General features: G+C 73.3%; 27 protein-coding genes. 14 read left to right on the plus strand and 13 right to left on the minus strand.

The genetic code is table 11. From position 1 onward, the window contains the following. The first annotated feature begins 72 nt into the window (after positions 1 to 72). The 4 genes from PV364_RS10560 (at position 73) to PV364_RS10575 (ending at position 4,610) form a co-directional block, all read left to right on the plus strand. Positions 73 to 837 (plus strand): SDR family oxidoreductase, encoded by a 765-nt coding sequence (locus tag PV364_RS10560; RefSeq protein WP_319659531.1) that lies wholly within the window; start codon positions 73 to 75, stop codon positions 835 to 837. Positions 838 to 975: 138 nt separating this feature from the next. Next, a complete protein-coding gene (locus PV364_RS10565; protein WP_319659532.1) occupies positions 976 to 1,902 on the plus strand; it encodes an SDR family NAD(P)-dependent oxidoreductase in 927 nt (308 codons plus the stop codon). Between the two features lie 202 nt (positions 1,903 to 2,104). Next, positions 2,105 to 3,685, plus strand: coding sequence for a multicopper oxidase family protein (locus PV364_RS10570; RefSeq protein WP_319659533.1), 1,581 nt, complete (start codon positions 2,105 to 2,107; stop codon positions 3,683 to 3,685). An 82-nt stretch (positions 3,686 to 3,767) separates the two neighbouring features. Then, entirely contained in the window at positions 3,768 to 4,610 is an 843-nt protein-coding gene (locus PV364_RS10575; protein ID WP_319659534.1) for an MBL fold metallo-hydrolase, read from the plus strand. Here PV364_RS10575 and PV364_RS10580 read toward each other — a convergent pair. Genes PV364_RS10580 through PV364_RS10590 form a run of 3 tightly spaced genes read right to left on the minus strand, consistent with a single transcriptional unit; the run spans position 4,592 to position 7,092 of the window. Beyond that, positions 4,592 to 5,326, minus strand: a complete 735-nt coding sequence (locus PV364_RS10580) for a GNAT family N-acetyltransferase (RefSeq protein ID WP_319659535.1) — start codon at positions 5,324 to 5,326, stop codon at positions 4,592 to 4,594. The two genes, PV364_RS10575 and PV364_RS10580, sit on opposite strands and share 19 nt — an antisense overlap. Beyond that, on the minus strand, positions 5,323 to 6,282 hold the full coding sequence (locus tag PV364_RS10585; RefSeq protein ID WP_319659536.1) for an AraC family transcriptional regulator: 960 nt from the start codon (positions 6,280 to 6,282) through the stop codon (positions 5,323 to 5,325). Before PV364_RS10585 ends, PV364_RS10580 begins: the two co-directional genes overlap by 4 nt. Before the next feature lie 42 nt (positions 6,283 to 6,324). Further along, complete coding sequence (locus PV364_RS10590) at positions 6,325 to 7,092, minus strand: N-acetyltransferase (protein WP_319659537.1); 768 nt, start codon at positions 7,090 to 7,092, stop codon at positions 6,325 to 6,327. A gap of 185 nt (positions 7,093 to 7,277) precedes the next feature. On the opposite strand from PV364_RS10590, the gene PV364_RS10595 reads away from it, so the two are divergent. Continuing rightward, positions 7,278 to 8,660, plus strand: a complete 1,383-nt coding sequence (locus PV364_RS10595; RefSeq protein ID WP_319659538.1) for a dihydrolipoyl dehydrogenase family protein — start codon at positions 7,278 to 7,280, stop codon at positions 8,658 to 8,660. 37 nt (positions 8,661 to 8,697) lie between these two features. On the opposite strand, the gene PV364_RS10600 is transcribed toward PV364_RS10595, so the two are convergent. Further along, positions 8,698 to 9,177 carry a helix-turn-helix domain-containing protein gene (locus tag PV364_RS10600; RefSeq protein ID WP_319659539.1) on the minus strand — a complete coding sequence of 160 codons (480 nt, stop codon included), beginning with the start codon at positions 9,175 to 9,177 and terminating at the stop codon, positions 8,698 to 8,700. Positions 9,178 to 9,265: 88 nt separating this feature from the next. On the opposite strand from PV364_RS10600, the gene PV364_RS10605 reads away from it, so the two are divergent. Beyond that, on the plus strand, positions 9,266 to 9,979 hold the full coding sequence (locus PV364_RS10605) for an SDR family oxidoreductase (protein ID WP_319659540.1): 714 nt from the start codon (positions 9,266 to 9,268) through the stop codon (positions 9,977 to 9,979). 208 nt (positions 9,980 to 10,187) lie between these two features. Further along, on the plus strand, positions 10,188 to 10,520 hold the full coding sequence (locus PV364_RS10610; RefSeq protein ID WP_319659541.1) for a tetratricopeptide repeat protein: 333 nt from the start codon (positions 10,188 to 10,190) through the stop codon (positions 10,518 to 10,520). A gap of 42 nt (positions 10,521 to 10,562) precedes the next feature. Here PV364_RS10610 and PV364_RS10615 read toward each other — a convergent pair whose 3' ends face one another. Together PV364_RS10615 and PV364_RS10620 are read right to left on the minus strand one after the other, a co-directional pair. Continuing rightward, on the minus strand, positions 10,563 to 10,778 hold the full coding sequence (locus PV364_RS10615) for a hypothetical protein (RefSeq protein ID WP_319659542.1): 216 nt from the start codon (positions 10,776 to 10,778) through the stop codon (positions 10,563 to 10,565). Between the two features lie 153 nt (positions 10,779 to 10,931). Continuing rightward, positions 10,932 to 11,999, minus strand: a complete 1,068-nt coding sequence (locus PV364_RS10620; RefSeq protein ID WP_319659667.1) for a protein kinase family protein — start codon at positions 11,997 to 11,999, stop codon at positions 10,932 to 10,934. A gap of 218 nt (positions 12,000 to 12,217) precedes the next feature. Here PV364_RS10620 and PV364_RS10625 point away from each other — a divergent pair, with 218 nt between their 5' ends. Both PV364_RS10625 and PV364_RS10630 read left to right on the plus strand, forming a co-directional pair. Beyond that, positions 12,218 to 12,865 (plus strand): LysE family translocator, encoded by a 648-nt coding sequence (locus tag PV364_RS10625; protein ID WP_319659668.1) that lies wholly within the window; start codon positions 12,218 to 12,220, stop codon positions 12,863 to 12,865. A gap of 60 nt (positions 12,866 to 12,925) precedes the next feature. Further along, a complete protein-coding gene (locus PV364_RS10630) occupies positions 12,926 to 13,300 on the plus strand; it encodes a VOC family protein (RefSeq protein ID WP_319659543.1) in 375 nt (124 codons plus the stop codon). Between the two features lie 19 nt (positions 13,301 to 13,319). Here PV364_RS10630 and PV364_RS10635 read toward each other — a convergent pair whose 3' ends face one another. Further along, positions 13,320 to 14,408 (minus strand): aldo/keto reductase, encoded by a 1,089-nt coding sequence (locus tag PV364_RS10635; protein ID WP_319659544.1) that lies wholly within the window; start codon positions 14,406 to 14,408, stop codon positions 13,320 to 13,322. Between the two features lie 407 nt (positions 14,409 to 14,815). Here PV364_RS10635 and PV364_RS10640 point away from each other — a divergent pair, with 407 nt between their 5' ends. Further along, the gene (locus PV364_RS10640) at positions 14,816 to 15,313 is read left to right on the plus strand and encodes a DUF2975 domain-containing protein (RefSeq protein WP_319659545.1); all 498 of its coding nucleotides are present in this window, start codon (positions 14,816 to 14,818) and stop codon (positions 15,311 to 15,313) included. Between the two features lie 98 nt (positions 15,314 to 15,411). Here the strand turns inward: PV364_RS10640 and PV364_RS10645 are convergent, their stop codons facing one another. Both PV364_RS10645 and PV364_RS10650 read right to left on the minus strand, forming a co-directional pair. Continuing rightward, on the minus strand, positions 15,412 to 16,323 hold the full coding sequence (locus tag PV364_RS10645; RefSeq protein ID WP_319659546.1) for an aminoglycoside phosphotransferase family protein: 912 nt from the start codon (positions 16,321 to 16,323) through the stop codon (positions 15,412 to 15,414). 114 nt (positions 16,324 to 16,437) lie between these two features. Further along, positions 16,438 to 18,714 carry a M4 family metallopeptidase gene (locus PV364_RS10650; RefSeq protein ID WP_319659547.1) on the minus strand — a complete coding sequence of 759 codons (2,277 nt, stop codon included), beginning with the start codon at positions 18,712 to 18,714 and terminating at the stop codon, positions 16,438 to 16,440. A gap of 281 nt (positions 18,715 to 18,995) precedes the next feature. Here PV364_RS10650 and PV364_RS10655 point away from each other — a divergent pair, with 281 nt between their 5' ends. Next, positions 18,996 to 19,967, plus strand: coding sequence for a GNAT family N-acetyltransferase (locus PV364_RS10655; protein WP_319659548.1), 972 nt, complete (start codon positions 18,996 to 18,998; stop codon positions 19,965 to 19,967). A gap of 18 nt (positions 19,968 to 19,985) precedes the next feature. Here the strand turns inward: PV364_RS10655 and PV364_RS10660 are convergent, their stop codons facing one another. Beyond that, on the minus strand, positions 19,986 to 21,803 hold the full coding sequence (locus PV364_RS10660) for an FAD-binding dehydrogenase (protein ID WP_319659549.1): 1,818 nt from the start codon (positions 21,801 to 21,803) through the stop codon (positions 19,986 to 19,988). Between the two features lie 188 nt (positions 21,804 to 21,991). Between PV364_RS10660 and PV364_RS10665 the strand changes: the two genes are divergently transcribed. Then, complete coding sequence (locus tag PV364_RS10665; RefSeq protein WP_319659550.1) at positions 21,992 to 23,176, plus strand: helix-turn-helix domain-containing protein; 1,185 nt, start codon at positions 21,992 to 21,994, stop codon at positions 23,174 to 23,176. Here PV364_RS10665 and PV364_RS10670 read toward each other — a convergent pair. The 3 genes from PV364_RS10670 to PV364_RS10680 all read right to left on the minus strand — a co-directional run bounded on the left by PV364_RS10670 (position 23,160) and on the right by PV364_RS10680 (position 24,224). After that, positions 23,160 to 23,363 (minus strand): DUF1427 family protein, encoded by a 204-nt coding sequence (locus tag PV364_RS10670; protein WP_319659551.1) that lies wholly within the window; start codon positions 23,361 to 23,363, stop codon positions 23,160 to 23,162. The two genes, PV364_RS10665 and PV364_RS10670, sit on opposite strands and share 17 nt — an antisense overlap. Beyond that, the gene (locus PV364_RS10675) at positions 23,360 to 23,509 is read right to left on the minus strand and encodes a DUF1427 family protein (RefSeq protein WP_319659552.1); all 150 of its coding nucleotides are present in this window, start codon (positions 23,507 to 23,509) and stop codon (positions 23,360 to 23,362) included. Before PV364_RS10675 ends, PV364_RS10670 begins: the two co-directional genes overlap by 4 nt. Before the next feature lie 157 nt (positions 23,510 to 23,666). Then, a complete protein-coding gene (locus PV364_RS10680; RefSeq protein WP_319659553.1) occupies positions 23,667 to 24,224 on the minus strand; it encodes an NAD(P)H-dependent oxidoreductase in 558 nt (185 codons plus the stop codon). Positions 24,225 to 24,332: 108 nt separating this feature from the next. Between PV364_RS10680 and PV364_RS10685 the strand changes: the two genes are divergently transcribed. Beyond that, positions 24,333 to 24,974, plus strand: a complete 642-nt coding sequence (locus tag PV364_RS10685) for a TetR/AcrR family transcriptional regulator (protein WP_319659554.1) — start codon at positions 24,333 to 24,335, stop codon at positions 24,972 to 24,974. A gap of 121 nt (positions 24,975 to 25,095) precedes the next feature. Further along, a complete protein-coding gene (locus PV364_RS10690; protein WP_319659555.1) occupies positions 25,096 to 25,425 on the plus strand; it encodes a hypothetical protein in 330 nt (109 codons plus the stop codon). Positions 25,426 to 25,450: the final 25 nt, after the last annotated feature.

Consider the following 25,450-nt stretch of genomic DNA (forward strand, 5'->3'; position numbering starts at 1 on the left):
GGACTCAGCGTCCATTAAACGTTGCCGCGGCCGACCGGCCACGGGAGTACGAGACCGGAAGGACCCCCTGCCATGACCACCCCCGAGACCTCCACGCCCGCCACCCCCTCCACCGGCCGGGTCGCCATCGTCACCGGCGGCTCCGGCGGCATCGGCCGTGCCACCGCCGAGCGCCTGGCCGCCGACGGCATGAAGGTCGTCATCGGTTACGCGGGCAACCCCGGACGCGCCAAGGAGGCCGTCGACGCCGTCGTCACCGCCGGCGGCACCGCGATGGCCGTCCGGGCCGACGTGGCGGACGAGGACGAGGTCGCCGCCCTCTTCGACCGGGCCGAGCAGGCCTACGGCGGCGTCGACGTGGTGGTGAACACCGCGGGGATCATGCTGGTGAGCCCGCTGACGGAACTGGACTTCGACGACTTCGACCGGATGCACCGCACCAACGTGCGCGGCACCTTCGTCATGAGCCGGCAGGCCGCACGGCGGGTGCGCGCCGGCGGCGCCATCATCAACCTCTCGACCAGCGTGACCAAGCTGGCCCTGCCGGCCTACACCGCCTACGCCGCCACCAAGGGCGCGGTGGACGCCATGACGCTGATCCTCGCCCGTGAGCTGCGCGGCCGCGACATCACCGTCAACGCCGTCGCCCCCGGCCCGACCTCCACCCCGCTGTTCCTGCAGGGCAAGGACCAGGCCACCATCGACCGGCTCTCCTCGGTCACCCCCTTCGGGCGCCTGGGGAGCCCCGAGGACGCCGCCGAGGTGATCTCGTTCCTCGCCGGCCCCGCCCGCTGGATCAACGGCCAGGTCGTCTACGCCAACGGCGGAGCCATCTGACGGCTCCCGCGTCGCCGCAGCCGCCCGACCGCACCCGCACCCGCACGATCCGCACCCGTACCCACCGGTCCCGCACCCACCGGCCCCGGCGCAGCGTTGCCGGGGCCGGGGCCACCCGCTCCGAGGAGACGTTCCACCATGCCCGCCACCGTCCTCATCACCGGCGCCGGTTCCGGATTCGGCGCCCTGACCGCCCACGCCCTGGCCACCGCCGGCCACACCGTCTACGCGAGCATGCGCCACATCGAGGGCCGCAACGCCGCCCGCGCGGCCGAGGTCCGCGACCGCGCCGCGCACGAGGGCATCGACCTGCGCGTGGTCGAACTCGACGTGCTCGACCAGGGCAGCGCCGACCGCGCCGTGGCCCGCGTCCTGGCGGAGACCGGCCGGCTCGACGTGCTGGTCCACAACGCCGGCCACATGGTGCTCGGCCCCGCCGAGGCCTTCACCCCGGAGCAGTTGGCCGCCGTCTACGACACCAATGTGCTCGGCAGCCAGCGCGTCAATCGCGCCGCCCTGCCCCAACTGCGCCGGCAGGGCCACGGACTGCTGCTGTGGGTCGGTTCCTCCAGCACCCGCGGCGGCACCCCGCCCTACCTCGCCCCGTACTTCGCGGCGAAGGCCGCCATGGACGCGCTCGCCGTGAGCTACGCCGCCGAACTCGCCCGTTTCGGCATCGAGTCGACGATCGTCGTCCCCGGCGCCTTCACCAGCGGCACCGACCACTTCGCCAACGCGGGCCACGCCGCCGACCGCGCCGTCACGGAGGAGTACGAGGCGCGGTACGCGGGCATGACCGACCAGGTCGGCAGGGCGCTGTCGGCCATGACGCCCGAGGGCGCCGATGCCGCCGACGTGGCCCGGGAGATCGTCCGCGTGGTCGGCCTGCCCGCGGGCGACCGCCCCTTCCGCACCCACATCGACCCCGTCGACGACGGGTCCGAGGTCGTGTCGGTCGTCGCCGACCACGTCCGCGAGCGCTTCTACCACCGTCTGGGCCTGCCGGACCTGCTGGTCCCGGCCGTCGCCCCCGCCGGCGAGGCGGTCCGCGCGCCATCGGCCTGAGTCACCGCGATGCCGACGCCCCTGGTCCGGGTTCCCGCGCGAGCGGAGCCCGAACCAGGGGCTTTTAGTGCGTTCATATGTCTATTCGCCAGGTCCCACGGGTGTCGCCCTGGCACGCGTGTCCCACCCTTTCGTGTGTACGGTGCAGCCCTATGCTGACGAAAGCCGCAAAACGATCAAATCGGCGTGGATGGGAGCCAACGTGATCCGAGGTATCGACCGGCGCCGCTTTCTCGCCACGGGTGCGGCAGCGGTCATCGGGGCGGGGGTGGCGGCACGCGCCACGGCCCTGTCCCCCGCCGACGTACCGCCAGGCGGCGTCATGCGGAGCAAGGCCCCGCTTCCCCGCCCCTACCAGGTGCCGCTGCCGATCCCGGCGGCGCCGAGCCCGCTGCAGAGTGCCGGTGGCACCGACACCTTCCAGATCGTGCAGCGCGAGGCGAAGCTCGAGATCCTGCCGGGTCTGCGCACCAGCTGCTGGACGTACAACGGCACCTTCCCCGGGCCCACGATCATCTCCCGCTCCGGGCGGCGGACCATCGTGCGGCACCGCAACGAACTGCCGCAGCCCACCGTCGTCCATCTGCACGGCGGCCACACCCCGTCGGAGAGCGACGGGTACCCGATCGACCTGACCATGCCCGTCAACGGCCGCCTGTCCGTGGAGGACGCGATGGCGGGCATGGACGACATGGGAGAGACGCACGGCAACATCGCCTACGGCGAGCGCACGTACACGTATCCCATGCAGCAGCGCGCGTCCACCATGTGGTACCACGACCACCGCATGGGCTACACCGGCACGGCCGTCTGGCACGGCCTGGCGGGCTTCCACCTGGTCACCGACGACGAGGACGACGCGCTCGCGCTGCCCCGCGGCGACCGGGACATCCCCCTCATGATCGCCGACCGGGCCTTCGAGGCGGACGGTTCGCTGATGTACCCGGGCGACCCGGGCATGCACTCCCCCGGCGTCTCCCGCAACCACACCGCCGGCGTCCAGGGCGACGTCATCCTGGTCAACGGTGTCCCGTGGCCCGTGCACCAGGTCCAACGGGGGCGCTACCGGCTCCGGTTGCTCAACGCCTCCAACGTCCGCTACTTCAAGCTCGTGCTCGACCCGCCGCCCCCCGGTGGGAAGGGCCTGGTGCAGATCGGCAGCGACGGCGGCCTGATGGAGCGCCCCCTGCCCCACGACAGCCTGCGGCTGGCACCCGGTGAGCGCTTCGACGTCGTCGTGGACTTCTCCCGCTACCGGCCCGGTACCAAGGTCCGCGTGGTGAACCTCTTCGGCAGCCGGACCACCGCGGACATCATGCGCTTCGACATCTCGCCGTCCACGCGGGCCGTCCGCGACGACACCCGCGTCCCCGACCGGCTGGCGCGGCGGGCCGAGAGCGTCCTCGACCCCGCGAAGGCCGTCGCCACCCGCACCTTCGAGTTCCGGCACTCGGGCCGCAAGGGCTGGACGATCAACGGCCAGCCCTATCGGCCGGGCCGCTCACTGGCCCGCACGAAGCTGGGCACCACCGAGATCTGGCGCTTCAGGTCGGTGTTCTTCCACTCGATCCACGTGCACCTGGACCCCTTCCGCGTGGTGTCCCGCAACGGCAAGGCACCGGGGCCGTTCGACCAGGGCTGGAAGGACACGATCGCCATGGGGCCCGGTGAGACCGTCGAGGTGGCCGTCCACTTCACCGATTACGCCGGCCACTTCATGCTCCACTGCCACAACCTGGAGCACGAGGACATGGCGATGATGGCCGACTTCTCCACGTACTGAGGTCGCCGATCCCACGATCACCCGGTCACCCGGTCGGCACCTCCGGCCGACCGCGGCCACCGAACGAGAGGCGGGTGCCGCCGTGGCCCCTCGCATCAGTCCCGAACGCCGGGAATGCGCGGTCTGCGTCATCGGCGGCCCCACCGCCGTCATCGACATCGGCGGGCTGCGTCTGGTGACCGACCCCACCTTCGACGAGGCCGGGGACCACGGGTACCTCACCAAGACCGCCGCCCCGGCCGCCCACGAGGACGAACTCGGGCCCGTGGACGCCGTCCTGGTCAGCCACGACCTCCACCCCGACAACCTCGACATCCGCGGGAGGGCCTTCGCCCTGGCGTCCTCGCTGGTGCTCACCGGGCCCGCGTCCGCGCGCCGGCTCGGGCCGCCCGCCCGCGGACTCGCGGCTTGGGAGAGCGTCGAGTTGCCGCGGCCCGGCGGGGCCACCGTCACCGTCCACGCCGTTCCCGCGCAGCACGGTCCCGACGACGGCGACCGGGACGAACAGGGCCACGTGAACTGCGAGGTCACCGGCTTCGTCCTGACCGGCGCGGGGCTGCCCACCGTGTACGTCAGCGGCGACAACGCCTCCGTCGGCGTCGTCGCCGAGATCGCCCGGCGCATGCCGCCCGTCGAGATCGCCGTGCTGTTCATGGGCGGCGCGCGGGTGCCCGTACGCAGCCGCAACCGTCCGCTGACGCTGACCGCCGAGCGGGCGAGCGCGGCCGCCTCCGTTCTGGGCTCGCCGCTCGTGGTCCCCGCGCACTGCGACAGTTGGGCCCACTTCAGCGAGGACCGCTCCGACATCGACCGGGCCTTCGACGACGCGGGGCTCGCGGCCCGGCTGCGCACCGCGGAGAACGGGCGGTGGATCGACCTGGACGTGCCGGGGCCCTGCGGGGCGGATCAGTCCGCCACGCGGTAGTGACAGGCGGCCACTTCGCCGAACCCGGCCCTCGCACACGGCCGCACGGCCGCCGTGTTGTGCCGTTCCACCTGGAGACACATCCGGCCGGCGTCCACGGCGCCGGCCCGGCCGGCCGGCGCGGCCCGCACCCCGCCGGCCGCGCCCCTGCCGCGCGCCGCGGGCAGTGTGCCCATGCCGAACACCCCGGGCCCCTCGACCCGCCCGGGCAGGTCCCACTCGCGGTGCGGATCGGCGCGGTGGCCCCGCACCGCGAGCCGCCCGTCGAACCACTCGCGCGTGGGGCGCTCCGCCACCCGCACGCGGACGGCACCGGCGGACGGCGCTCCCGCGACGCGCGCGGTCACGGCGGTCCGCGACGAGGCCGGGCCGTCACGCCGGTAACCCCGGCCCGCGAGCGGGGAGTCGAGCCCCTCCGGGCACACGCCGGGGGTGATCTGGAACCGAGCGGGCGCACCGTGGGCGGCGGAGAACTCCTCCGCCCCGCCGACCCTGCCGGGCAACTCGCCCGGCGCCGCCGGTCCGTGGGGCAGCGCCGCGCCCACCCACCAGGCGCAGCCGTGCGCGTGGCGGAGCCAGCACCCGTCGGCGTCCTGTTGGTGCTCGGCCGTCTGGGCACCGGCCGCCCGCTCCTGGAGTGCCCTGATCGTCTCCGTGCCCGGGACCCGCCCGGCGGGCTCCGTGCCCGGGGCCCGCCCGGCGGCCGGCGGCGTCACGCGCGCACGCTGCGGCGCCACTCGCGCGGCGTCATCCCGTAGGCGGCGTGGAACCGGCGGGCGAAATGGCTCGCGTTGCCGAATCCGCAGCGTGCCGCGACGGCCGCGATCGTCAGGTGGTCGTGCCGGACGGAGGCCAGCAACCGCCTTGCCTCTTCCAGTCGTTCGGTGATGACCCACTGTTCGAGGCTGATGCCGGCGCGGCGGAGCACCGCGTAGAGGTGGCGCTCGGAGATCGCGTGGTCGGCGGCGATCCGCTCGGGCGTCAGGTCGGCCTCGGTGAGGTGGCGGCGCGCGTAGGCCATGACGCGGGCGAGCAGGGTGTCGTCCATCACCGACCTGGTCGCGGGCTGGCGTTCGTCGGACGCCGCGGAGATCAGCAGCGCGCGGACCAGGTCGATGGTGGCGTTCGCCAGGGACGGCGCACCGGGGTCGGCCTCCAGTACCGATGGATCCCGCCACAGTCCCCGCAGATGCTGCAGGACCAGATCGTGCAGCGGGCTGGCGCGCAGGTGCAGGCCCGCCTTCGTCACCAACTCGACCGGCAGGCCGAGGTGTTCGCTCTCGATGACGACGGCCCGGCCGGCCCCGTCGCCGGACCAGCCGTAGAGGCGGGGCGTCAACTCGTGGAAGACGAACACCTCGTCCGGACCGAGCAGACGCTGCTCGCCGTCCACCTCGGCGCGGCCGGCACCCTCCGTCTGCAGCGAGACCGCGACGATCGGACGACTGCGCTGCCGGCGTACGTGTTCGGCGGTACGGCGGAGTTCGAAGCCCGAGTTGCGTGTGGCGAAGAGGTCCAGCCCGCCGACCCGCCACAGCTCCATCCGCGCGTGGATGCCGCTCCCGGTCTCCTCGTGGACGATGTCGTTGGGCACGGAGTCATCGGTCATCGCGTGGTGGAACGCTGCCACCCGCTCGCCCGGCGGCACGGCGTCGAGGTCCACCAGCAGCACAACGTCCCCCTCACTGGGCCCCGCGAAGCCCATTGTGCAACATCAGCCCGCCGGCGGGCGGGCGCGGTGGCGGATCCAGACATTCGGTTCCACGTAGACCCCGAGGCCGTGCACGGTGTCGCACCGCACCGGAACGAGGGCCCCCGGCACCTCGACGTCGCCGTCCTCGTCGAAGGGCAGGCCGGTCCACCGCCGCCACTGCCCCAGGGAGCCGCTCACCGTCATCGACGCCGGCGCGATCGCCTCGACGGTGCCGCCGCTTCTGACGTGGACGCGCAACCACGGGTCGGCCGGAAGCCCGTCGTCGCGTCGCCGTCCCGCGTACACGGCCATCGGGACGCGCGGTTCGCGGTGCTTGCCGGTGGGCCGGACCGGGGCGAGCAGATGGTCGTGGCCGTGGCGCCCGGCGGCGGCGCGCAGCGCCCGCAGCATCCGGTAGGACAGCCCGCGCCCCTGGTAGTCGGTGTCCACCGTGATCTCCAGCGCGCTGACCGCCGTCGGGCGCCGCCCCCGGCGCCGGTCGTCGTACGCCCACCCCAGCACCCGGTCCCACCCCTGCCCGGGCGTCTCCTCGCGCCCTTCGCCCGACCCGGCGAACGGCACGGCGAGCCCTCGCGCCACCACGCGGTCCGCCACGGTCGCCACGACGCAGTACGCGGGGAAGTCCTCGGCCACGGTGCCGAGCAGCGCACTGCCGACGAGGTCGTGGGGGACGAACGCGGGCCAGGTGTCCGCGATCTCGTAGAGGCGCCCGGTCAGTTCCGGGCGGGCGGTGAGCGGGGTGATCCGGATGTCGTCGACGTCTGCCACACCCCGCACCGTGCCACAGAGCAGGCGCCCCGGACCAGGCGATTTCGGTACCTGCGGGCCTCCCGCGGCGGTCGGTCCGCGACCGGCGCGCCGATCCGGCAGGGGCCGCCTACCGTGGGAGACAGGGAAATGGTCGGCGAGCGCCGCACGCGCCCGCGATGCGGGGCGGCAGCGGGAGGCCCGTGATGGATCGGACACCGGAGGACGTCGACCTGCTGGTGGTCGGCGGCGGCAAGGCCGGCAAGACGCTCGCCATGGACCGGGCGCGTGCCGGGCAGCGGGTCGCGATGGTGGAGCGCGGCATGATCGGCGGCACGTGCATCAACGTGGCCTGCATCCCGACCAAGTCCCTGGTGGCCTCCGCCCGCGCCCGGCGTGTCCTCACGCGGGCCCGGCAGCTCGGGTTGATCGCGGAAGCGCCCGTGGTGAGCGCGGAGTCGCTGCGCGAGCACAAGAACGGCGTCGTCGACGGCATGGTCTCCCTCAACCACCGGCAGTTCCTGGACTCCGGGATGGACTTCGTGCTCGGCAGGGCCCGTTTCGTCGCCGAGCGCACCGTCGAGGTCGCGCCGGACGACGGCGGCACGCGGGTGCTGCGGGGTGCGGACACCGTGATCAACACCGGGACCGTGCCCCACGTCCCCGGCATTCCCGGGCTCGTGGAGGCGGGGGCGCTGACGAGCGAGACCCTGCTGCGCCTGGAGCGGCTGCCCGCGCACCTCGTCGTGATCGGCGGCGGCACGGTGGGCCTGGAGTTCGCGGACATGTTCGCGACCTTCGGCAGCAGGGTCACCCTCCTGGTCCGCGGCCCGCGCCTGCTGCCCGGTGAGGACGAGGACATCGCGCTCGCCGTGACGGAACTGCTGACCGCGGACGGCGTCGAGATCCTCTTCTCCCGCTCCGTCGCCTCGGTCCGCCGCGGCGACGACGGCCGCGTCACCGTGGCGCTCTCCGACGGCACCGAGGTCGGCGGCGACGACGTACTCGTGGCCGTCGGCCGCGACCCGGTCACCGCGGACCTGGCCCTCGACGCGGCGGGGGTGCGGACGGACGCGGCGGGCTTCGTCGTCGTCGACGAGCACCTGGCGACGGACGCTCCGCACACCTGGGCGGCCGGGGACGTCGCCGGGAGCCCGCAGTACACGCACATCTCGCTCGACGACTACCGGATCCTCAAGGCGAACCTCGCGGGCGGCTCCCGGTCGACCCGGGACCGGCTGATCCCGCACACCACCTTCCTCAGCCTCGACTTCGCGCGGATCGGCCTGACCGAGCACGAGGCGAGGGCGGCGGGGCACGACGTGGGCGTCGCCCGGCTGCCGGTCGCGGCGATCCCGCGGGCCCGCACCATGCGCGAGACGGACGGGGTCTGGAAGGGCGTCGTGGACAACGCCACCGGGCGCATCCTGGGCGTCGCGCTGCTCTCCCCCGAGGCCGGCGAGACGCTGGCGACCGTGCACACCGCGATGGCCGCGGGCCTGCCGTACACGGCGCTCCGGGACATGATCATCACGCACCCCACCATGACGGAGGGACTCAATCTGCTCTTCGCGAAGATCGAGACCTAGCCGCCGCAACGCCGACCGGCAACGAGGCGGGCCGCTGTCAGCGCTGCGGCACGGGCGCCGCCAGGAACCGCACGTCATCGGCCGGGACGACGGCGCCGTCGTCGTCGACGAACGCCACGCGCACCACGCGGTCCCCGGTCGCGGAGCGCCGCAGGATCGTCGGCCCGACGGAGGGCGGGCGATTTTCGTCACCCCACTGCTGGAGCGCGGCCAGCACCAGCAGCAGCTGCTCGCCGCCCGGCGTCAGGTGGTAGCTGAAGCGCGTGCGCGCGCCGGGCTCCCGGTAGGGCCGCTTCTCCATGACGCCCTCCTCCACCAGCGTGCCCAGGCGCACCGCGAGGACGTCGGGGGCGATGCCCAGGCGGTCCCGGAAGTCGGCGAAGCGGGTGGCCTCCGCCAGCGCCGCGTCGCGGAGGATCAGCAGCGTCCACCTGTCCCCCACCACTTCCAGGGCACGGGCGATCGAGCACGTCTCTTCGGTTTCGCGGTCCTTCCGCGTGGTCTTGGCGGGAGTCATGGCCCCAGCATACCGCTGAGTTGCACATTCGTATTCAGGCCTCTACGTTGGACATGCCTACTCAGCTTCCTCCCGAAACGAGAGATCCATGGACATCAGGAACGCAGTGGCTGTCGTGACCGGCGCGAACCGCGGCCTGGGCAGGCATTTCGCCGCCCAGCTGCTGGAGCGCGGCGCGGCGAAGGTCTACGCCGGCGCGCGCAACCCGTCGTCGGTCGACCTGCCCGGAGTCGTGCCGCTCGAAGTGGACATCACGGACCCCCGGTCCGTGGCACGGGCGGCCGAGTCCGCTCCGGACGCGACGCTGCTCATCAACAACGCGGGCGTCAGCCTGCACGCGGGCCTCGTGGCCGGAGACATGGCCGACATCCGCACCGAGATGGAGACCCACTTCTTCGGTTCCCTGAGCATGACCAGGGCCTTCGCCCCGGTGATCACCGCGAACGGCGGCGGGGCCGTACTCAACATGCTGTCGGTCCTCAGCTGGGCGCACTACCCGAACTACGGGGGCTACAGCGCCGCCAAGGCCGCCGAGTGGGCCATGACCAACGTGACGCGGCAGGAGCTGGCGCCTTCCGGCATCGACGTCATCGCCGTGCACGTGGGCTACATGGACACCGACATGGCCGACTACGTGCCCGGGTCGGACAAGGTCGACCCCGCCGAGGTGGCCGCGCTCGCCCTCGACGGCATCGAGGCCCGCGCCCTGGAGGTGGTGGCCGACGACAAGAGCCGTGCCGCGCGCGCCGCGCTCTCCGGCGACCTCGCGAACCTCTACCCCGGCCTTTCCGCGGCCCGCTGACCGCACGGGTGGGAGGCCGGGCCCCGCCGTGTGCCCGGCCTCCGCCGCGTGACGCGCGTCACCTGCCAGGTGCGCAGATCCCGTCCGAGGACGGAACAAACGGACACTCCGGACGGTTGGCACCCCCGTCGGTCGCGGGACCGATGACCCACCAGCCGGAGGGGCGCTGTCACGACAGCGTGGACGAGGACACGGAAAGGTGCCCCGCATGAACAGCTCGACCGCGGAGACGTTCAAACGAGCGACGCTCTACTTCAACGGCCAGCACTACAGGGCGGCCGCGAGGACACTGAGCGGCATCGTCGACGTGGCGCCCCGCAACCTGGCGGTTCGCATGCTCCTGGCGCGCTCCTACTACTACTCCGCCCAGTTCACCAAGGCGGAGAAGGAACTCCGGCACATTCTGCGCACCGAGCCGAACGACCCGCACGCGCACCTGCTGCTGGGCCGCTCCCTGGAGCGCCTGGGGCGCACGGCGGAAGCGGGGCCCCACCTGCGGCTGGCGGACGCGATGACGGCCTGGGACCTCATCGTCGTCTGAGCCCGACGGGCCGGCGGCCGGCCGGGCGGCGGGATCGACCGGTCACGCGCAGTAGCGGATGAGCCAGTCCGTGTCCGGGTTCCGGCCGAAACCGGGATCGTGCGGGGCCGCGGCGGGACGGCTCTCGACGGTCTTCTCCAACGGGACACGCTCGGGCAGCCTGCCGAAACGGGCCACGCGCAGCGCGGCGTCCACGGCGGCCTCGGCGTCGTCGTCACGCGAAGGCCGCGGGACCTGGGAGTGGGCTTCGGCGCTCATCGTTCCCTCCCTGATCACGAAGTCCGGAGCCTGACGCCCCGGGCCCCCAGAGTACTGCGGCGCCCACGGCACCGGGCAAGCACGGTCGCAGGTGCGCCGGCGGCAGTCGGAAGCGATCGACCGGTCGCAGTGCTTCATGACGGTGCGCCGCTCCTACGCGATGCCGCCGATCCGGCGGATTTCCTCCAGCGGGTACGGGGTCTGTGCGCGCCCGCGCAGGAGGCTGCTCTGGAACTCCGACATCACCGCGGCGATCGGCGCGTACCGGGTGAGGATCGCCGCGGCCTCGTCCGGGACTCCTGCGGGGCGCTCGCCGTCCGCGTAGGCACGCACCTGGGCGAGGCGGCCCTCCCGGTCCTCCCTCCGATACCCGCACAGGGCGGTGACCAGCCAGTTCACCAGGTACATGGCGGAGTAACAGCGGTCGTAGTCCTGATGGCGGTCGAAGAACTCGCCCTCGTCGCGCGACAGCTCGAACGCGGAGGACATGGCGAGGCCGTAGTCGGCGTAGTAGAGGCGTTGTCCGTCGGTCAGGATGTTCTCGAAGTGCGCGTCGAAGTGCAGGAGTCCGCGGCTGTTCATGAACGCGGTGCCGGCCGCCAGTTCCCTCACCACCATGGCGCAGGCCCTGTTGGCGATGTCGTCCCCTCCTTCGACCTGGGTGCCCAACCACTGGTGCAGGTTCTGCGGGATGTACTCCAGGAACAGCACGACGCTCGCCGAGGACCGCTGAAGAGCCCGGATCCGGTCGCGTACTTGCGGTGCACCGCCCCAGAAGGCAACAGCCCGTTCGACATCGGCCAGTTCATCGGGCAGGGGCTGCGAGTCGGGCAGCACCCGCCAGTGGTGCATCAGGGGAAAGCCCTCGTGGTCCCCCGCGAGCACCCAGTGCGTCGTCATGGCTTGCACGGCGAGTTCTCTCCACGCCCCGAAGCCCGGACCGCCGATGCCGTGCCGGCCGATGCCGTACTGACAGAAGACGGGCACCTCGAACAGGTTCGCCGTGGACCGGAGATGCTCGGGTTGCCTCTCCAGGTCGGTGAGGGGCACCCGCTTCACGAAGACCGGGGTCCCCTCGACCTCCAGCAGGGCCGACGTCCCTCCGATACCGGAGCCGACCGGCACGGCCGAGTCCACGAGCCCGCGCAGGACGCGATCGTCGCACCCGGCCAGGGACGCGGAGACAGCGCTGTGGGCGGCGAGACGCGCACCGCGCGACATGTCAGGAACGTTCACTCTTGCCTCCATCTGGGCGCCGACCGCCGACCGCCGACCGCAAGAGCATCGCAGGGAAGCGCTGTTCTCGGGGGCTCCCCTGCCCGCGACGGACTCCGCCGACGCCGCTCAACCGGTCCCGCACGGGGTGGCGCAGGTGCGGTACGACCGCTGACCTCGCGGGTCCCGATGCTGCTTCAATGGCCCGCGCGGAGGTGAGGGAATTGGTGTCCACCGACCGGCTGCTCGCGTTCGCGGCCATGTCCCTGATCGTCATCGTGATCCCGGGACCCAGCGTGCTCTTCGTCATCGGCAGGGCGCTCGCGCACGGCCGCCGCACCGCGATGGCCTCGGTCCTGGGGAACTTCCTGGGGTCCTACCTGCTCGTGGTGGCCGTCGCGCTGGGCCTCGGCTCGCTGTTCGAGCGGTCCCTGCCGCTCTTCCTGGCGGTCAAACTGGCGGGCGCCGCCTACCTGGTGCACCTCGGGGTGCGCGCCTTCCGGCACCGCGGGGAGATGGCGGTCGGCAGGGCGGACACCGCGGCCGATGCCCCGGCGCGCGGGGACCTGCGAACGGTGGCCGACGGCTTCACCGTCGGCGTCACCAACCCCAAGGGCATCGTCTTCTTCGCCGCCGTCCTCCCCCAGTTCGTCGACCCCGCGGCCGGCCACCTGCCCGGCCAGATGCTGCTGCTCGGTCTGGTCCCCATCGGCATCGGCCTGGTCACCGACACCTGCTGGGGCCTCACCGCCTCCGCCGCCCGCGCCTGGCTCGGGCGGTCCGAGCGCCGCCTGTCCGTGCTCGGCGGCGCGGGCGGCCTCGCGATGATCGGTCTCGGCGTCACCGTCGCGGCCACGGGCCGGGCGGACTGACGCGGGCGCCCGGGGCCGCCCCGGTTGCGGTCGCCGGGCGTGATCGACAAGACTCGCCGTATGACCTCCGCGATACGCCACGTGACGATCGACTGCGCCGACGCCCACCGGCTGGCGACCTTCTGGTCCCTGGTCCTGGACCGTCCGCTGCACGAGGAGGACGAGCCCGGGGATCCGATGGCGCTGGTGCAGACCGAGGGGCCCGGGCTGCTCTTCATCACCGTGCCGGAGCCGAAGACCGTCAAGAACCGGGTGCACCTGGACGTGCAGCCGCAGGACCGCACCCGGGACGAGGAGGTCGAGCGGCTGCTCGCCCTCGGCGCCGCGCTGGTCGACGACCGCAGGAACCCGGACGGCACGGGCTGGGTGGTCCTCGCCGACCCGGAGGGCAACGAGTTCTGCGTCGAGCGCAGCGCGTCGGAGCGCGAGGACTGACGAAGCGTCAGCGACGGCCTCAGTAGCGGACGTCGCTCTGCAGCAGCGGCGGGTACACCGCGGACGTCTCGCCGTCCACGGTGGTGCCGCCGAACTGCAGCATCGCCCGCAGCGCGCCGTGCAGCGGCGCCGGGTAGTCCAGGACCGGGGCCGACACCTCGTCCAGCCGCCGCAGGTGCCCGGGGGTGAGGTCGACCTCCAGACCCGCGAGGTTGCCTTCCAGGTGCTCCAGGCGACGGGCGCCGACGATGGGAACCACGGTGCCCTCGCGGGCGCGCAGCCAGGCGAGCGAGACGGCCGCGGCGGTGGTCCCGAGCTCGTCCGCGATCTCGGTGACCGCGTCGATGACCACGAAGTCCTCGTCGGTCGGCTCGCCGACAAAAGACGTGCGGGCCGAGTCGGCGGTGCGCGTGCCGCGCCGGTACTTGCCGGACAGGAAGCCGTTCCTCAGCGGGCTCCAGGGCACCAGCGCCATGCCCTGGTCGAGCGCGAGCGGTGCGATCTCGCCCTCGACGGTGCGGGCCAGCAGCGAGTACTCGACCTGCAGCGCGATCAGCGGGGTCCATCCCTTGAACAGCGCGGCCGTCTGCGCCTGGGCGGTGACCCAGGCGGGCGTGTTGGAGAATCCGATGTAGCGGATCTTGCCGGCCCGGACCAGGTCGTCGAGCGTGCGCATCGTCTCCTCGATCGGCGTGTTCCGGTCCCAGTTGTGCAGCCAGTACAGGTCGATCCGGTCGGTCCGCAGCCGGCGCAGGGTCTCGTCGAGCTGGGCGATCACCGACCTGCGGCCGGCGCCACCGCCGTTGGGGTCCCCAGGGTGCAGGTTGGTGAAGAACTTGGACGCCAGCACCACGTGTTCGCGCCGCCCGGGGCGCGCGGCGAAGAAGTCGCCGAGGATGCTCTCGGAATGGCCGTTGGTGTAGAAGTTGGCGGTGTCGATGAAGTTCCCGCCCAGGTCGAGGTAGGTCGCGAGGATCTTCTCGGACTCCTCGACGCTGCACCCCGCGCCGCCGGGATCCTCCCCGAAGGTCATCGCGCCGAGGGCGAACGGGCTGACCCGCAGCCCAGAGCGGCCGAGGGTGACGTAGTGGTCGAGCGGCATGGACATGCTCCCGTGGGTGTCGAGAAGGCCGGTGGATCGGTCCTGACCATCGAAGCGCGGCCCGGGTCCCGGCCGGTAGGCCGATAGAGGCGGGCTCTTGCCCGATCCTGCCGACCTCGCGGGGATCGGGCAGTACGGCCGGCGGTGGTTCCCTGAGGAGGTGCCGTGGGACTGCCGCACCCGACCCGATGGCCGACGCCCAAGACGTCGCCGGAACGGGCGGCCCGAAGGGTCCGGGCCCCGGTTCGGCCGCGGGTACCGCCGCCCGTCCGGTTCCCCGCCCGGGCAGGACGCGGCTCGGCTGCGCACGGCCGCCGCACCATGCGGTGCCCGGCAGCGGCCGTGACCGCCCACCTTGCCAGACCTATCGTATCTCGATAGCTTTCCATCGTTGCTCGATGGATGGAGGGGTGATGGGAAAGCTGACAGTGATCACGTTGCGCGCCCTGCTCGCGGCGCTGCTCGCCGGCTCGGTGCTCGTGCAGGCCGTGATGGTGCCGCTGCTGGCGATCGACATGAGGGGGCTCGACGCGGACCTCGTGTACCTGCGCGTCCCGTTCCTCACGATCGTGGTTCTGGGCTTCGTGGCGGTCCAGGTGGTCCTGGTCTGCGTGTGGCGCCTGGTGACGATGGTGCGGCGCGGGACCGTGTTCTCCCCCGCCGCGTTCCGGTACGTGCACGTCGTGTTCGGCGCCGTCGTGGCGGCCGCCCTGCTGGTCTTCGCGCTCGCGGTCCTGCTGGCGCCGGGCGAAGCGGTCCCCCCGGGCATGGTCCTGCTGCTGTGCGGGGCCGCCCTCGCGGTCATGGGCGTCGCGCACGTCGTGCTCGTCCTGCGCACGCTGCTCGCCCAGGCTGTCGAGCGCGACGCTGAGGCGGAGTGGCTGCGGGGCGAGCTGGCGGGAGTGATCTGACACCGGTGGTTGCCGCGTCGGCGTGATGCGGACGTGCCGCTTGGCACGTCCGGACGACCGCGCCGCGGACCAACGCCTCCCGGGGAGACACGCCCCGGCTAGGCGTGGCGGTCGTGGTCGTCCAGGACGTCCTGGATCACGCGCTGTTGGACGCCGGCCCGCGCCGGGTCGTCGTCGATGACACCGGTGAGGACCAGCAGCGCCTTCCACAGCGCCCAGCCGCGGGCCCGGGCCCAGGTGGCGTCGTCCAGGGCGACGGCGCGGCGGAACGCCTCGCGGCCGGCGCCGGAGAAGAAGGTCCAGGTGATGACCAGGTCGCAGGCCGGGTCCCCGACGCCGCAGGTGCCGAAGTCGATGACGGCCGCGAGGTCGCCGTCGGCCACGAGGAGGTTCCCGGAGGCGATGTCCCCGTGGAACCAGACGGGTTCGCCCTCCCACCGCGCGGCGAGGGCGGCGTCCCAGACGGCGGTGGCGCGGGCGGTGTCCACGCGGCCGCCGAGGACGGCGAGGCAGCGGCGGGTCTCGTCGTCGTAGTGGGCGGGCGACGCGCCCCGGTACCAGCTGTGCTCGCCGGCGAGGGGTCCACCGGACGCGTCGCAGCGCCGCAGGGCGTGGAGGAACCCGGCCACGGAGACGGCGAATCGGGGCAGGTCGTCGAGGTGCCCGCGGTCGGCGGTCTGTCCTGGCAGCCAGCCGCGCACGGACCACGGGTAGGGGTATCCCTCGCCCGGGACGCCCATCGCCAGCACCGGCGGGACCGGGACGGGCAGGCGGGGCGCGAGCCGGGGCAGCCACGTGTGTTCCTTGGCGACGGCGGGGACGTAGCCGGCGCCGGTCGGCAGCCGGACCGTCATGGCGTCGCCGAGGCGGTAGGTGCGGTTGTCCCAGCCGTCCTTCTCGACGGGGGTCACGGGCAGGTCCCGCCACCGCGGGAACTGGGCGCTCACCAGCCGCCGCACCAGCGGGGCGTCGATCCCGGCGCGGCCGTCAGGTGGGGATGTCGTCGGCACCTGGGGATGGTGTCCTTGGGCGGGGGCCTCCCGCAACAGGATTTCGGCGGGGAGGCGGACCGTCCGGCGGGCCGGGGCAGGTGTGCCCGGCCCGCCGGCGGTCGCAGGGGGCGGCTACGGCGTGAGGGTCCACTTCTCGATGTAGCCGGTGTCGAGCGACGCCAGGTCGCGCACCCGCAACTTCCAGGTGCCGTCGACCGGCTCGGCGGAGGCGTCCACCGTGAAGGTCTGGTCGACGTTGTCGGCGGAGCCGCCACTGCGGTTGAGCAGCGAGTGGACGGTGCCGCCGGGGCCGACCAGGTCGACGGTGAGGTCACCGCGCCAGGTGTGAACGATCTTCACGTACACCTGGGTGACGGCGGAGGCGTTGCCGCCGCGTCCGCTGACCGTGATCGGGGACTCGACGGCGGGGCCCACGTCGGGGATGTCGACGCGGGTGCTGTTCCCGTAGACGTACGCGACGGTCCAGGTGAAGCCGGTGGAGGCCGTCTCGCCCGTGCTGTCGGACACGGTGACGGTGACGCCGGCGGTCCCGGTGGTCGTCGGGGTGCCGGTGATCAGCCCGGTGGCGGGGTCGAGGCTCAGCCCGTCGGGCAGGCCGGTGGCGGTGTACTCCAGCGTGGCGCCGGCGTTGCTGGTCGTCGCCTCGATCTGCAGGGAGACCGCCTGCCCGACACCGCTGATCTGGTCGCCCGGCGGGATGAGGTCGATGCCGTCGACGATGCGCCGCCCGACGTTGATGGCGGCCCAGGTGTTCGCGACGGTGACGTACGTCGGACTGTAGGCGCCGAACAGGTCGGCGGCGGCCTGCAGGGTGGCGGTACGGGCACCGGCGTAGTCGGTCGTGGAGGTCATGTACGTGGTCAGCGCGCGGTACCAGATCGCGGCGGCGCCGGACGCGCCGATGCCGGGCACGGGCACGCCGTCGTAGGTCGGGCTGTCGTAGGCCACGCCGTTGATCGTCTTGGCACCGCTGCCCTCGGCGAGCAGGTAGAAGAAGTGGTTGGCCGGACCGGAGGAGTAGTGGACGTCCAGGCCGCCCAGCGAGGAGGACCAGTAGTCGGCGGAGTCGCCGTCCCTGGAGGGCTTGTCCATGTAGCGCAGCGGGGTGCCGTCGCCGTTGATGTCGATCTCTTCGCCGATGAGGTAGTCGGGGGTGTCGGCGGCGAGGTTCGCGTGGAACTCCACCATCGAACCGAAGATGTCGGAGGTGGCCTCGTTCAGGCCCCCGGACTCACCGCTGTAGTCGAGGCCGGCGGTGGCGCTGGTCACGCCGTGGCTCATCTCGTGACCGGCCACGTCGATCGCCGTGAGCGGGTGGGTGTTGCCCGAGCCGTCGCCGTAGGTCATGCAGCGGCAGCTGTCGCTCCAGTAGGCGTTGACGTAGTTGCTGCCGTAGTGGGTGCGGCTGTAGCGGCCGTCGCCGTCGTCGTAGATGCCGTTCCGGCCGAAGGTGTCCTTGTAGTAGTCCCAGGTGGCGGCGGCCCCGAAGTGCGCGTCCACGCCCGCGGACTGGCGGTTGGCCACGGTGCCGTCGCCCCACACGTCGTCGGCGTCGGTGAAGAGCGTTCCGGTGCCGGAGGACGTCCCGTTGTTGAGGTCGGTGGTGTAGTGGCCGCCGCGCGTGCCGTCCTTGAGCTGATAGGTGCTGCCGGACGGTGTGGTGCCCAGGGGGACGGTGCCGACGAACGCCCCGGTGCCGGTACCGGTCTTGACGCCCTCCTGGCGGGACAGCTCCTTGCCGGTGCGGGCGTCGGTGACGACGTGCAGTTCGCTGGGCGTGCCGTCGGCCTGGACGGCGTCGACCACGGTCTCCCACGCCAGCGCGGGCTTCCCGGTGGCCGCCCAGACCACGAGCCGCGGGGTGCCGGCGGCCCGGGCCTTCCCGGCGCGGGACGGCGTGGCGGCGACGGCCTTCTTCGCGGCCGCGGCGGCGGTGGACGCCGGCCGGGTGTCCGGCAGCGACACGGCGGCACGGGTGGCGCGGGACTGCGTGAGGCGGGCGCCGTCGCGGTGGACGACGAGGTCTCCGCCGAGCACGGGCAGGCCCGCGTAGGTGCGCTCGTAGCGGGTGTGCAGGGTGCCGTCGGCGTCCTTGACGACGTCCTTGACGACCAGGCGCTCCTGCGGACCGAGTCCTAGCGCCTTCGCGGTGGCACCGGTGCCGGCGGTCGCGGTGCGGATCAGGGACGCGCGGGCGGACGGGGTGAGGTGCGCCGGGGCCGCGCCGGGGCGGGGCGCGGCGGCGGTCCTCGTGTCCTGTCGTCCGTGGCCGGCGGCGAGCGCCGCGCCGGAGGGAACGGCGGTGGCGAGCAGCGCGGCGGCTGCCGTCAGGGCGAGTGCCGCGGTCTTCCCGGGGCGGGGGCGGGAGTTGGGGCGTAAGAGGGACAAGGGGATTCTCCTCCTGCGATGGGCGGCTGGCGGTGGCCGTGCGGTCCCGCCGGCCGGGTGGGCCGGTGCGGGACGGGTTCGCAGATCGGGGACGACGCTGTCCGTGTGTGGGGGGACGGGGCCCGGACGGGTGGACACGGGCGTTCGGGGGTGGGGGGAGGACACGACGCTGTGCGCGACGGGCACAGCGTGGCATCGGGCGGTGGACTTTGTCATGGCTGCGACAAGTCTTTGTCCGAAATTGATCAGCACACGGGTTGCGTGGCGCGTAGGGTCCCGCCATGACCACCCCGTCGCTCAGAGCCTTCTCCCCTGTCGACGTCGACCCAGCGGCCGGACTCCTCGCGGCCCGGTACCGCCGCGACCTGGCGGCCGAACCCGCCCTCGACGGCCGCCTCGGCGACCCCGCGCACTGCGCCGGACTGCTGCGCGGCGCCTGGGAACGGGGAGCGCGCGGCGCGGTGGCCGAGGAGGACGGCGAGCTCACGGGATATCTGCTGGCGATCCCCGGGGACGACGCGCGCGGCCGGCATGTGTGGAGCGGTCCGGAGCACTGCGCGGGACGGGACGACCGCACGCTGCGGCGCCTCTACACCGAACTGGCCGGACCGTGGCTCGCCGAGGGCCGGCTGCACCACTACGCCGTGTCCACCGGTGCCGACCTGCCGCTGTGGCTGTCGCTCTGCTTCGGCTACGAGCAGGTGCACGCCCTGGCCGGCCTGCCGGCCGCCGGGGCGCTCCGGCAGGACGACGTACGGGCCGCGGGCCCGGCCGACGTCGACGCACTGGAGCCGCTGTTCCGCCTCGTCGCCGACGCGCACACCGGGCCGCCGGTCTTCGCGTTCGTCGACGCGGCCTTCTACGAGGACCTGCGCCCCGGCCACCTGGAACTGCTGGAGGACCCCGACGTCGCGTACTGGCTGTCCGAAGGGCCCGACGGGGTACGGGGCTTCTGCGTGATGCGGCCGGTCCCCGAGGAGGAGGCCTCGCCGCTCAAGCCCCGCGGCAGCGTCGAACTCCTCCTCGCGGCGACCGCGCCGCAGGCCCGCGGCCGCGGGGTCGGGCGCCGGCTCACCGAGCACGCCCTCGCCGAGGCCGCCGACCGCGGATTCCGGGTATGCGTCACCGACTGGCGGGCCGCGAATCCGGACTCCTCCGTCTTCTGGCCGGCCCGCGGCTTCCGCCCGGTCGCCCACCGGCTGCACCGCGTCCTGGACCCCCGGCTGCTCCCGCGCCCCGACGTGTCCCGCTGACCGGAGGAACGGCGCCGCTCAGGTCGCCGTCGCGGCCGCCGCGGCACGGCCCGCCTGACGGCCGGAGAAGAGGCAGCCGCCGAGGAACGTGCCCTCCAGGGAGCGGTAGCCGTGGACTCCCCCGCCGCCGAAACCGGAGACCTCGCCCGCCGCGTAGAGGCCGGGCACGGGAGTGCCCCCGGCGTCCAGGACCCGGCCGGACAGATCGGTCTGCAGGCCGCCGAGGGTCTTGCGGGTCAGGATGTTGAGGCGCACGGCGATCAGCGGGCCCGCGCCCGGGTCGAGGATCCGGTGGATCTGGGCGGTGCGGCTGAGGAAGTCACCCGTGTAGGACAGGGCGTTGCGGATGCCCATGACCTGGACGTCCTTGCTGTAGGGATGGTCGATCTCCCGGTCCCGGGCCTCGATCTGCCGCTTGAGGTCGGCGAGGTCGATCAGGCCCTCCCCGGTCAGCCGGTTCATGCCCGCCACGAGGTCGGCCAGATTGGACGCGACGACGAAATCGGCACCGTTCTTCTTGAACCGTTCGATCGGCTCCGGGGTCTGCCAGAGCCGGGAGAGGGTGAGCGGGATGTCCTTGTTGGTGAGGTCCGGGTTCTGCTCGGAGCCGGAGAGCGCGAACTCCTTGGCGAGGATCTTCTGCGTCGTCACGAACCACGAGTAGTCGTGGCCGCCGCCGGTGATCGCCGCGAGGGTGCTCAGGGTGTCGTAGCCCGGCAGGTCAGGGGCGGAGAAACGCTTGCCGGTGGCGTCGAACCACAGGGACGAGGGGCCGGGCAGGATGCGGATGCCGTGCTTGGCCCAGATCGGGGCGTAGTTCCGCAGCCCTTCGGTGTAGTGCCACATGCGGTCGGGATTGACGATGCGTCCGCCCGCCGCCTCGGTGATGGCGAGCATGCGCCCGTCGACGTGCTCGGGGACCCCGGAGATCATGTTCCTGGGCGGGGCGCCGAGGCGCGCCGGCCAGTTCTGCCGGACGAGGTCGTGGTTGGCGCCGATGCCGCCGGAGGTGACGACGACCACCGGCGCGCGGAACTCGAAATCGCCGACGACCGTGCGTGAACTGCGCGTCCCGCGGGGCGCGTCGCTCGGTTCCAGCACCGCGCCGCGCACCCCGGTGACGACCCCGCCGGTCCGCACGACCTCGTCCACGCGGTGGCGGAACCGGAACGCGACCTTGCCGCGGGCCACGGCGGCGCGGACCTTCTTCTCGAAGGGCTCGACAACGGCCGGGCCGGTCCCCCACGTGACGTGGAAGCGCGGCACCGAGTTGCCGTGGCCGTCCGCGAGGCCGCCGCCGCGCTCGGCCCAGCCGACGACGGGGAACCACCGCACGCCCAGCCCGTAGAGCCAGGAGCGCTTCTCCCCGGCGGCGAAGTCCACGTACGCCTGGGCCCACTTGTAGGCCCAGTGGTCCTGGCCCGCGGGGTCGCCGACGCCGCGGTCGAAACCGGCCGCGCCCTGCCAGTCCTGCCACGCCAGGTCGTGGGAGTCCCTGACGCCCATCAGGCGCTGCTCGGGGGAGTCGACGAGGAAGAGGCCGCCGAACGACCAGAAGGCCTGTCCGCCGAGGTTGGTCTCCGGCTCCTGGTCCAGGAGCAGCACCTTGCGCCCGGCGTCGGCGAGTTCGGCCGTCGCGACCAGTCCGGCCAGGCCGTGGCCGATGACGATCACGTCGGCGTCCTGCGCCGGTGAGGCGGCGAAGGCGGGCCCTGCCTGCGAGAAGGCGGCCGCGCCGGCGAGGACCGCGCCGGCCGCCGTCAGCAGGTGACGGCGGCTGGGCAGGGGGGACTGCGCCGATCGGTCCGTGCTGTCCGTGCTGTCCGTGCTGTCCATGGGGGGCCTTCCGGATGGCGGGGAGGGGCGGAACGCACGAAGGCTGTTGTCCCGGTGACCTTGCTGTTACCTTCGGTAGCTCACAGGTAACCAGGAGGTCGCGCCGGTGCGGTAGTCGCCCGGTGTCAACGCGTCCGCACCGGCGTTGTGTCCCGCGCACAGCGCTCGGACGAAGAGGGGCGAGGCTCTTGACCGTCACCGATCAGCGCGAGCCCGTCGCCGGGATCCTGCGCGCCATGGCCGCCGACGCGGACGTGCGCGGGGAACTCGTGCACGCCGCGCGGGCGCACTCCCCCGACGTGGCCCGGCTCGGCGAGCACGACACCCGCCGGCACGTCACCGCCATGGTCCGCGCCGCCGGAGGATGGCTCGGCACCCTCGACCGGGTGGACGAGCAGGACTTCGGCGCCGCGCTGGGGCTGGGCGCCGACCGGGCGGCCCAGGGCGTCCCCATGACCTCCGTGCTGCGCGGCGTGCAGGCGGGGCTGACCCGCGCGGTGGAGATCACCGTCGACCGCAGCCGCTCGGCCGGGGTGCCCGACCGGATGCTGCTGACGGCGGTCCTGCGGCTGAAGGAGTACGGCGACGCGGTCGAGCGCCACGTCATCAACGGCTACCGCGCGGCGGAGCGCGACGTGCCGGCGCCCGGCGGGGGCGCGGCCCGGGCCCGGTTGCTGCGGCAGGTGCTCGTGAACGGCGTGCTGCCCGCCCCGCGGGACCTGGCCGGGGCGGAACTACGGCCGGACGGCGCCTACCACTGCCTCGTCGCGGACACCCGTGACCCCGGAGCCCTGCGGCTGCCGGGGCGCGGGATCGCCGCGGTGGTGGAGGGGCGGCTCGTGGGTCTGCTGCCGTGCCGCCCGCAGGACGCGGTCGCGGGTACGGTCGCGGGCGGCGTGCCGCCGCTCGCCGTGGTCTCCCCCGCCGTTCCGCTGGCCGGGGCGGGTGCGGCCTACCACCTCTGCCTGCGGGCACTGCGCGTCGGCGCGCGCGGCGGGCGCCACGGCCTGCTCGATCTCACCGACCTCGCGGGCGAGACCGCCCTGGCGGAGCAGCCGGTGCTGGGCGCCTACCTGAGCGGCCGGCTGCTCGGGGCCCTCGACCCGGCGGACGACTTCCACCGGCAACTCGCCCTCACGGCGCTGGCGTTCCTCGACCACGGCCGACGGCTGGACCAGGCCGCGGCAGCCCTGTTCACCCACCCCAACACCGTCCGCTACCGGCTCGCGCGGCTGCGGCAGATCACGGGCGGCTCCCCGGCGGATCCCGCCTCCGCGGGCAGCCCCGGCCCGATGCCCGCGCTGCACTGGTGGTGGGCGCTGTCGACGTGGCTGCGGCCCGACGCGGAGCCGCCGTTCAGGCCGCCGTCGTAGGGGTGCCGCGGCGGCGGCGCCGGTCGAGCAGCGTCCGGACGGCGTACTCGCCGACGAGGATGCCCAGCAGGCCGACGAGGGAGATCCACGGCGGGGCCGGCGAGTGGACGCCCATCAGCCAGTAGAGGACACCCGCGAGGAATCCCACCGCGAAGGACACGGCGCCGCTCCTGGCCAGGGCCCTCATGCGAAGGAGTCCAGCAGCCCGTAGCCGATCAGCATCCCGGCCAGGCCGACCAGGCAGACCAGCGGCGGTGCGGGCGTCCTGACACGCAGGAGCCCGTACATGACACCCACGGCCAGACCCGCGCCGAGGGAGACGGCGTACTCCACGCAGGACCTCGTTCCCGTGCGTACGACATGGGCGTTTCATCCCTTTGTAGCAGCACGTGCGGCGGCTTCCGCGTCCCGACTCGGAAGACCGGCGACAGCACGGCGGCGGCGCGAGGACATCCCTCGCGCCGCCGCCGGACGCTGCCGGGGCCCGGCGTCAGGCCGCGGCGGCGGCCGTGGAGCTGAGGCGCTCGATGACCTCGGTCAGGCCGGCGACCACCTCGGCGTCGTCGATGGGGTGGGTGTCCGCGAAGCGGACGACCGAGCCGGGAATGGAGAGCTTGACGTCCTCCAGCACCGCGGCGCCGGCGATGCGGGCCGCCTTGCGGGCCTCGTCCTGAGCCCACACGCCGCCGTACTGGCCGTAGGAGGTGCCCACGACCGCGACCGCCTTGCCGGTCAGCGCGCCCTGGCCGTACGGACGGGACAGCCAGTCGATCGCGTTCTTCAGCACCGCCGGGATGGTGCCGTTGTACTCGGGCGAGAAGAGCAGGAGGGCGTCGACCTCGGCGGCGGCGGCGCGCAGACGGGCCGCCGCCTCCGGCAGCGTCCCCTCGACGTCGATGTCCTCGTTGTAGAACGGGATCTCGGCCAGGCCCTCGTAGAGCTCGATCTCGACACCGGCCGGGGCGTGCTTGACGGCGACCTCGGCGAGCTGACGGTTGTGGGAGCCGGCGCGGAGGCTGCCGACGAGCGCGAGGATGCGGACGGACATGTGGGGTACTCCCGGGTAGCAGTGGGGTAAGCGGACCGTGGTCCGTTTCTCCTTTCTAGCATCTAAGCGGACCGCGGTCCACTTCCATTCCCCCGCTACGCTATGGCCATGACCGAGCCGCCCCCGGCCGCCCGCACCGCATTCCTCGCCGCCGCGGACATCGCGCTGACCGCGGCGGGCGATCAGCCCCCGCTGCGGGCCGACGCCGCGCGCAACCGGCAGCGCCTGCTCGACGTGGCCGCCGAGCTCTCCGCCGAGCACGGAACCGCCAACGTGACGATGGAGGCGGTCGCCGCCGCGGCGGGGGTCGGCAAGGGGACGGTCTTCCGGCGGTTCGGCGACCGCGCGGGGCTGATGGTGGCGCTCCTGGACCACCACGAGCAGCAGATCCAGGCGGCCTTCCTCATGGGCCCCCCGCCGCTGGGACCGGACGCACCGCCCATGGACCGCCTGCGGGCGTTCGGGCCCGCGGTGATCCACCACGAGCACACGTTCCGCGACCTCTACACGGCGGTCGCGGCGCATCCGGGCCGCCGCTTCAACCCCTCGTACCACATCAAGCACACCCATATCAGCCTGTTGCTGCGGCAGTCGGGAGCGCCGGGCGATGTCGAACTCGTCGCGCACACGCTGCTCGGCTACCTCAACACCACGCTCGACGACTATCTGATCAGCAGGCGCGGGATGTCCCTGGAGCGCTTGAGCGCGGGCTGGCACGAGCTCGTCGCGCGCCTGAGCGGCGGCAAGTAGACCGATGGCGCGACGGACCGGGCGGGCCGGGGTGACGGAGCCACGGCCCGGGGCGGGGAAACCGGGGACGGGGAAACCCGGGGCGGGAAGGCCCCGCGCCGCCGCGCGGGCCGCGGCGCGGATGCTGGTCAATCTCGCCCTCGGGGTGCCGGCCGCTGTGCCGCTGTACTGCGCCTGGTGGCTGCTGACCGAGTACCTGCCGATGGACTGCCGCAGTATCTCCGACGCCACCGCGCCCGGCTTCTCGGGTACTTGCGACTACCACACGCTCGACCATGCCGGCCCCGTGATGTTCCTGCTCGTGCTCTCCGGACTCTTCGCCGCGGCCCTGGTCCTCCTGGTCGACGTGGTCCGCCCGCACTCCCGGGGCCGCCCGGCGCGCCCCTGGGTCGCCGCGGGGCTTCTGGTACCGGTCCCGTTCCTCGCGCTCCTGCTGGCCGCCCACAGGTGACGTGATCCCGACAGCCGTCGCAAAG

Source organism: Streptomyces sp. MI02-7b, assembly GCF_033793585.1.
Lineage (GTDB): Bacteria > Actinomycetota > Actinomycetes > Streptomycetales > Streptomycetaceae > Actinacidiphila.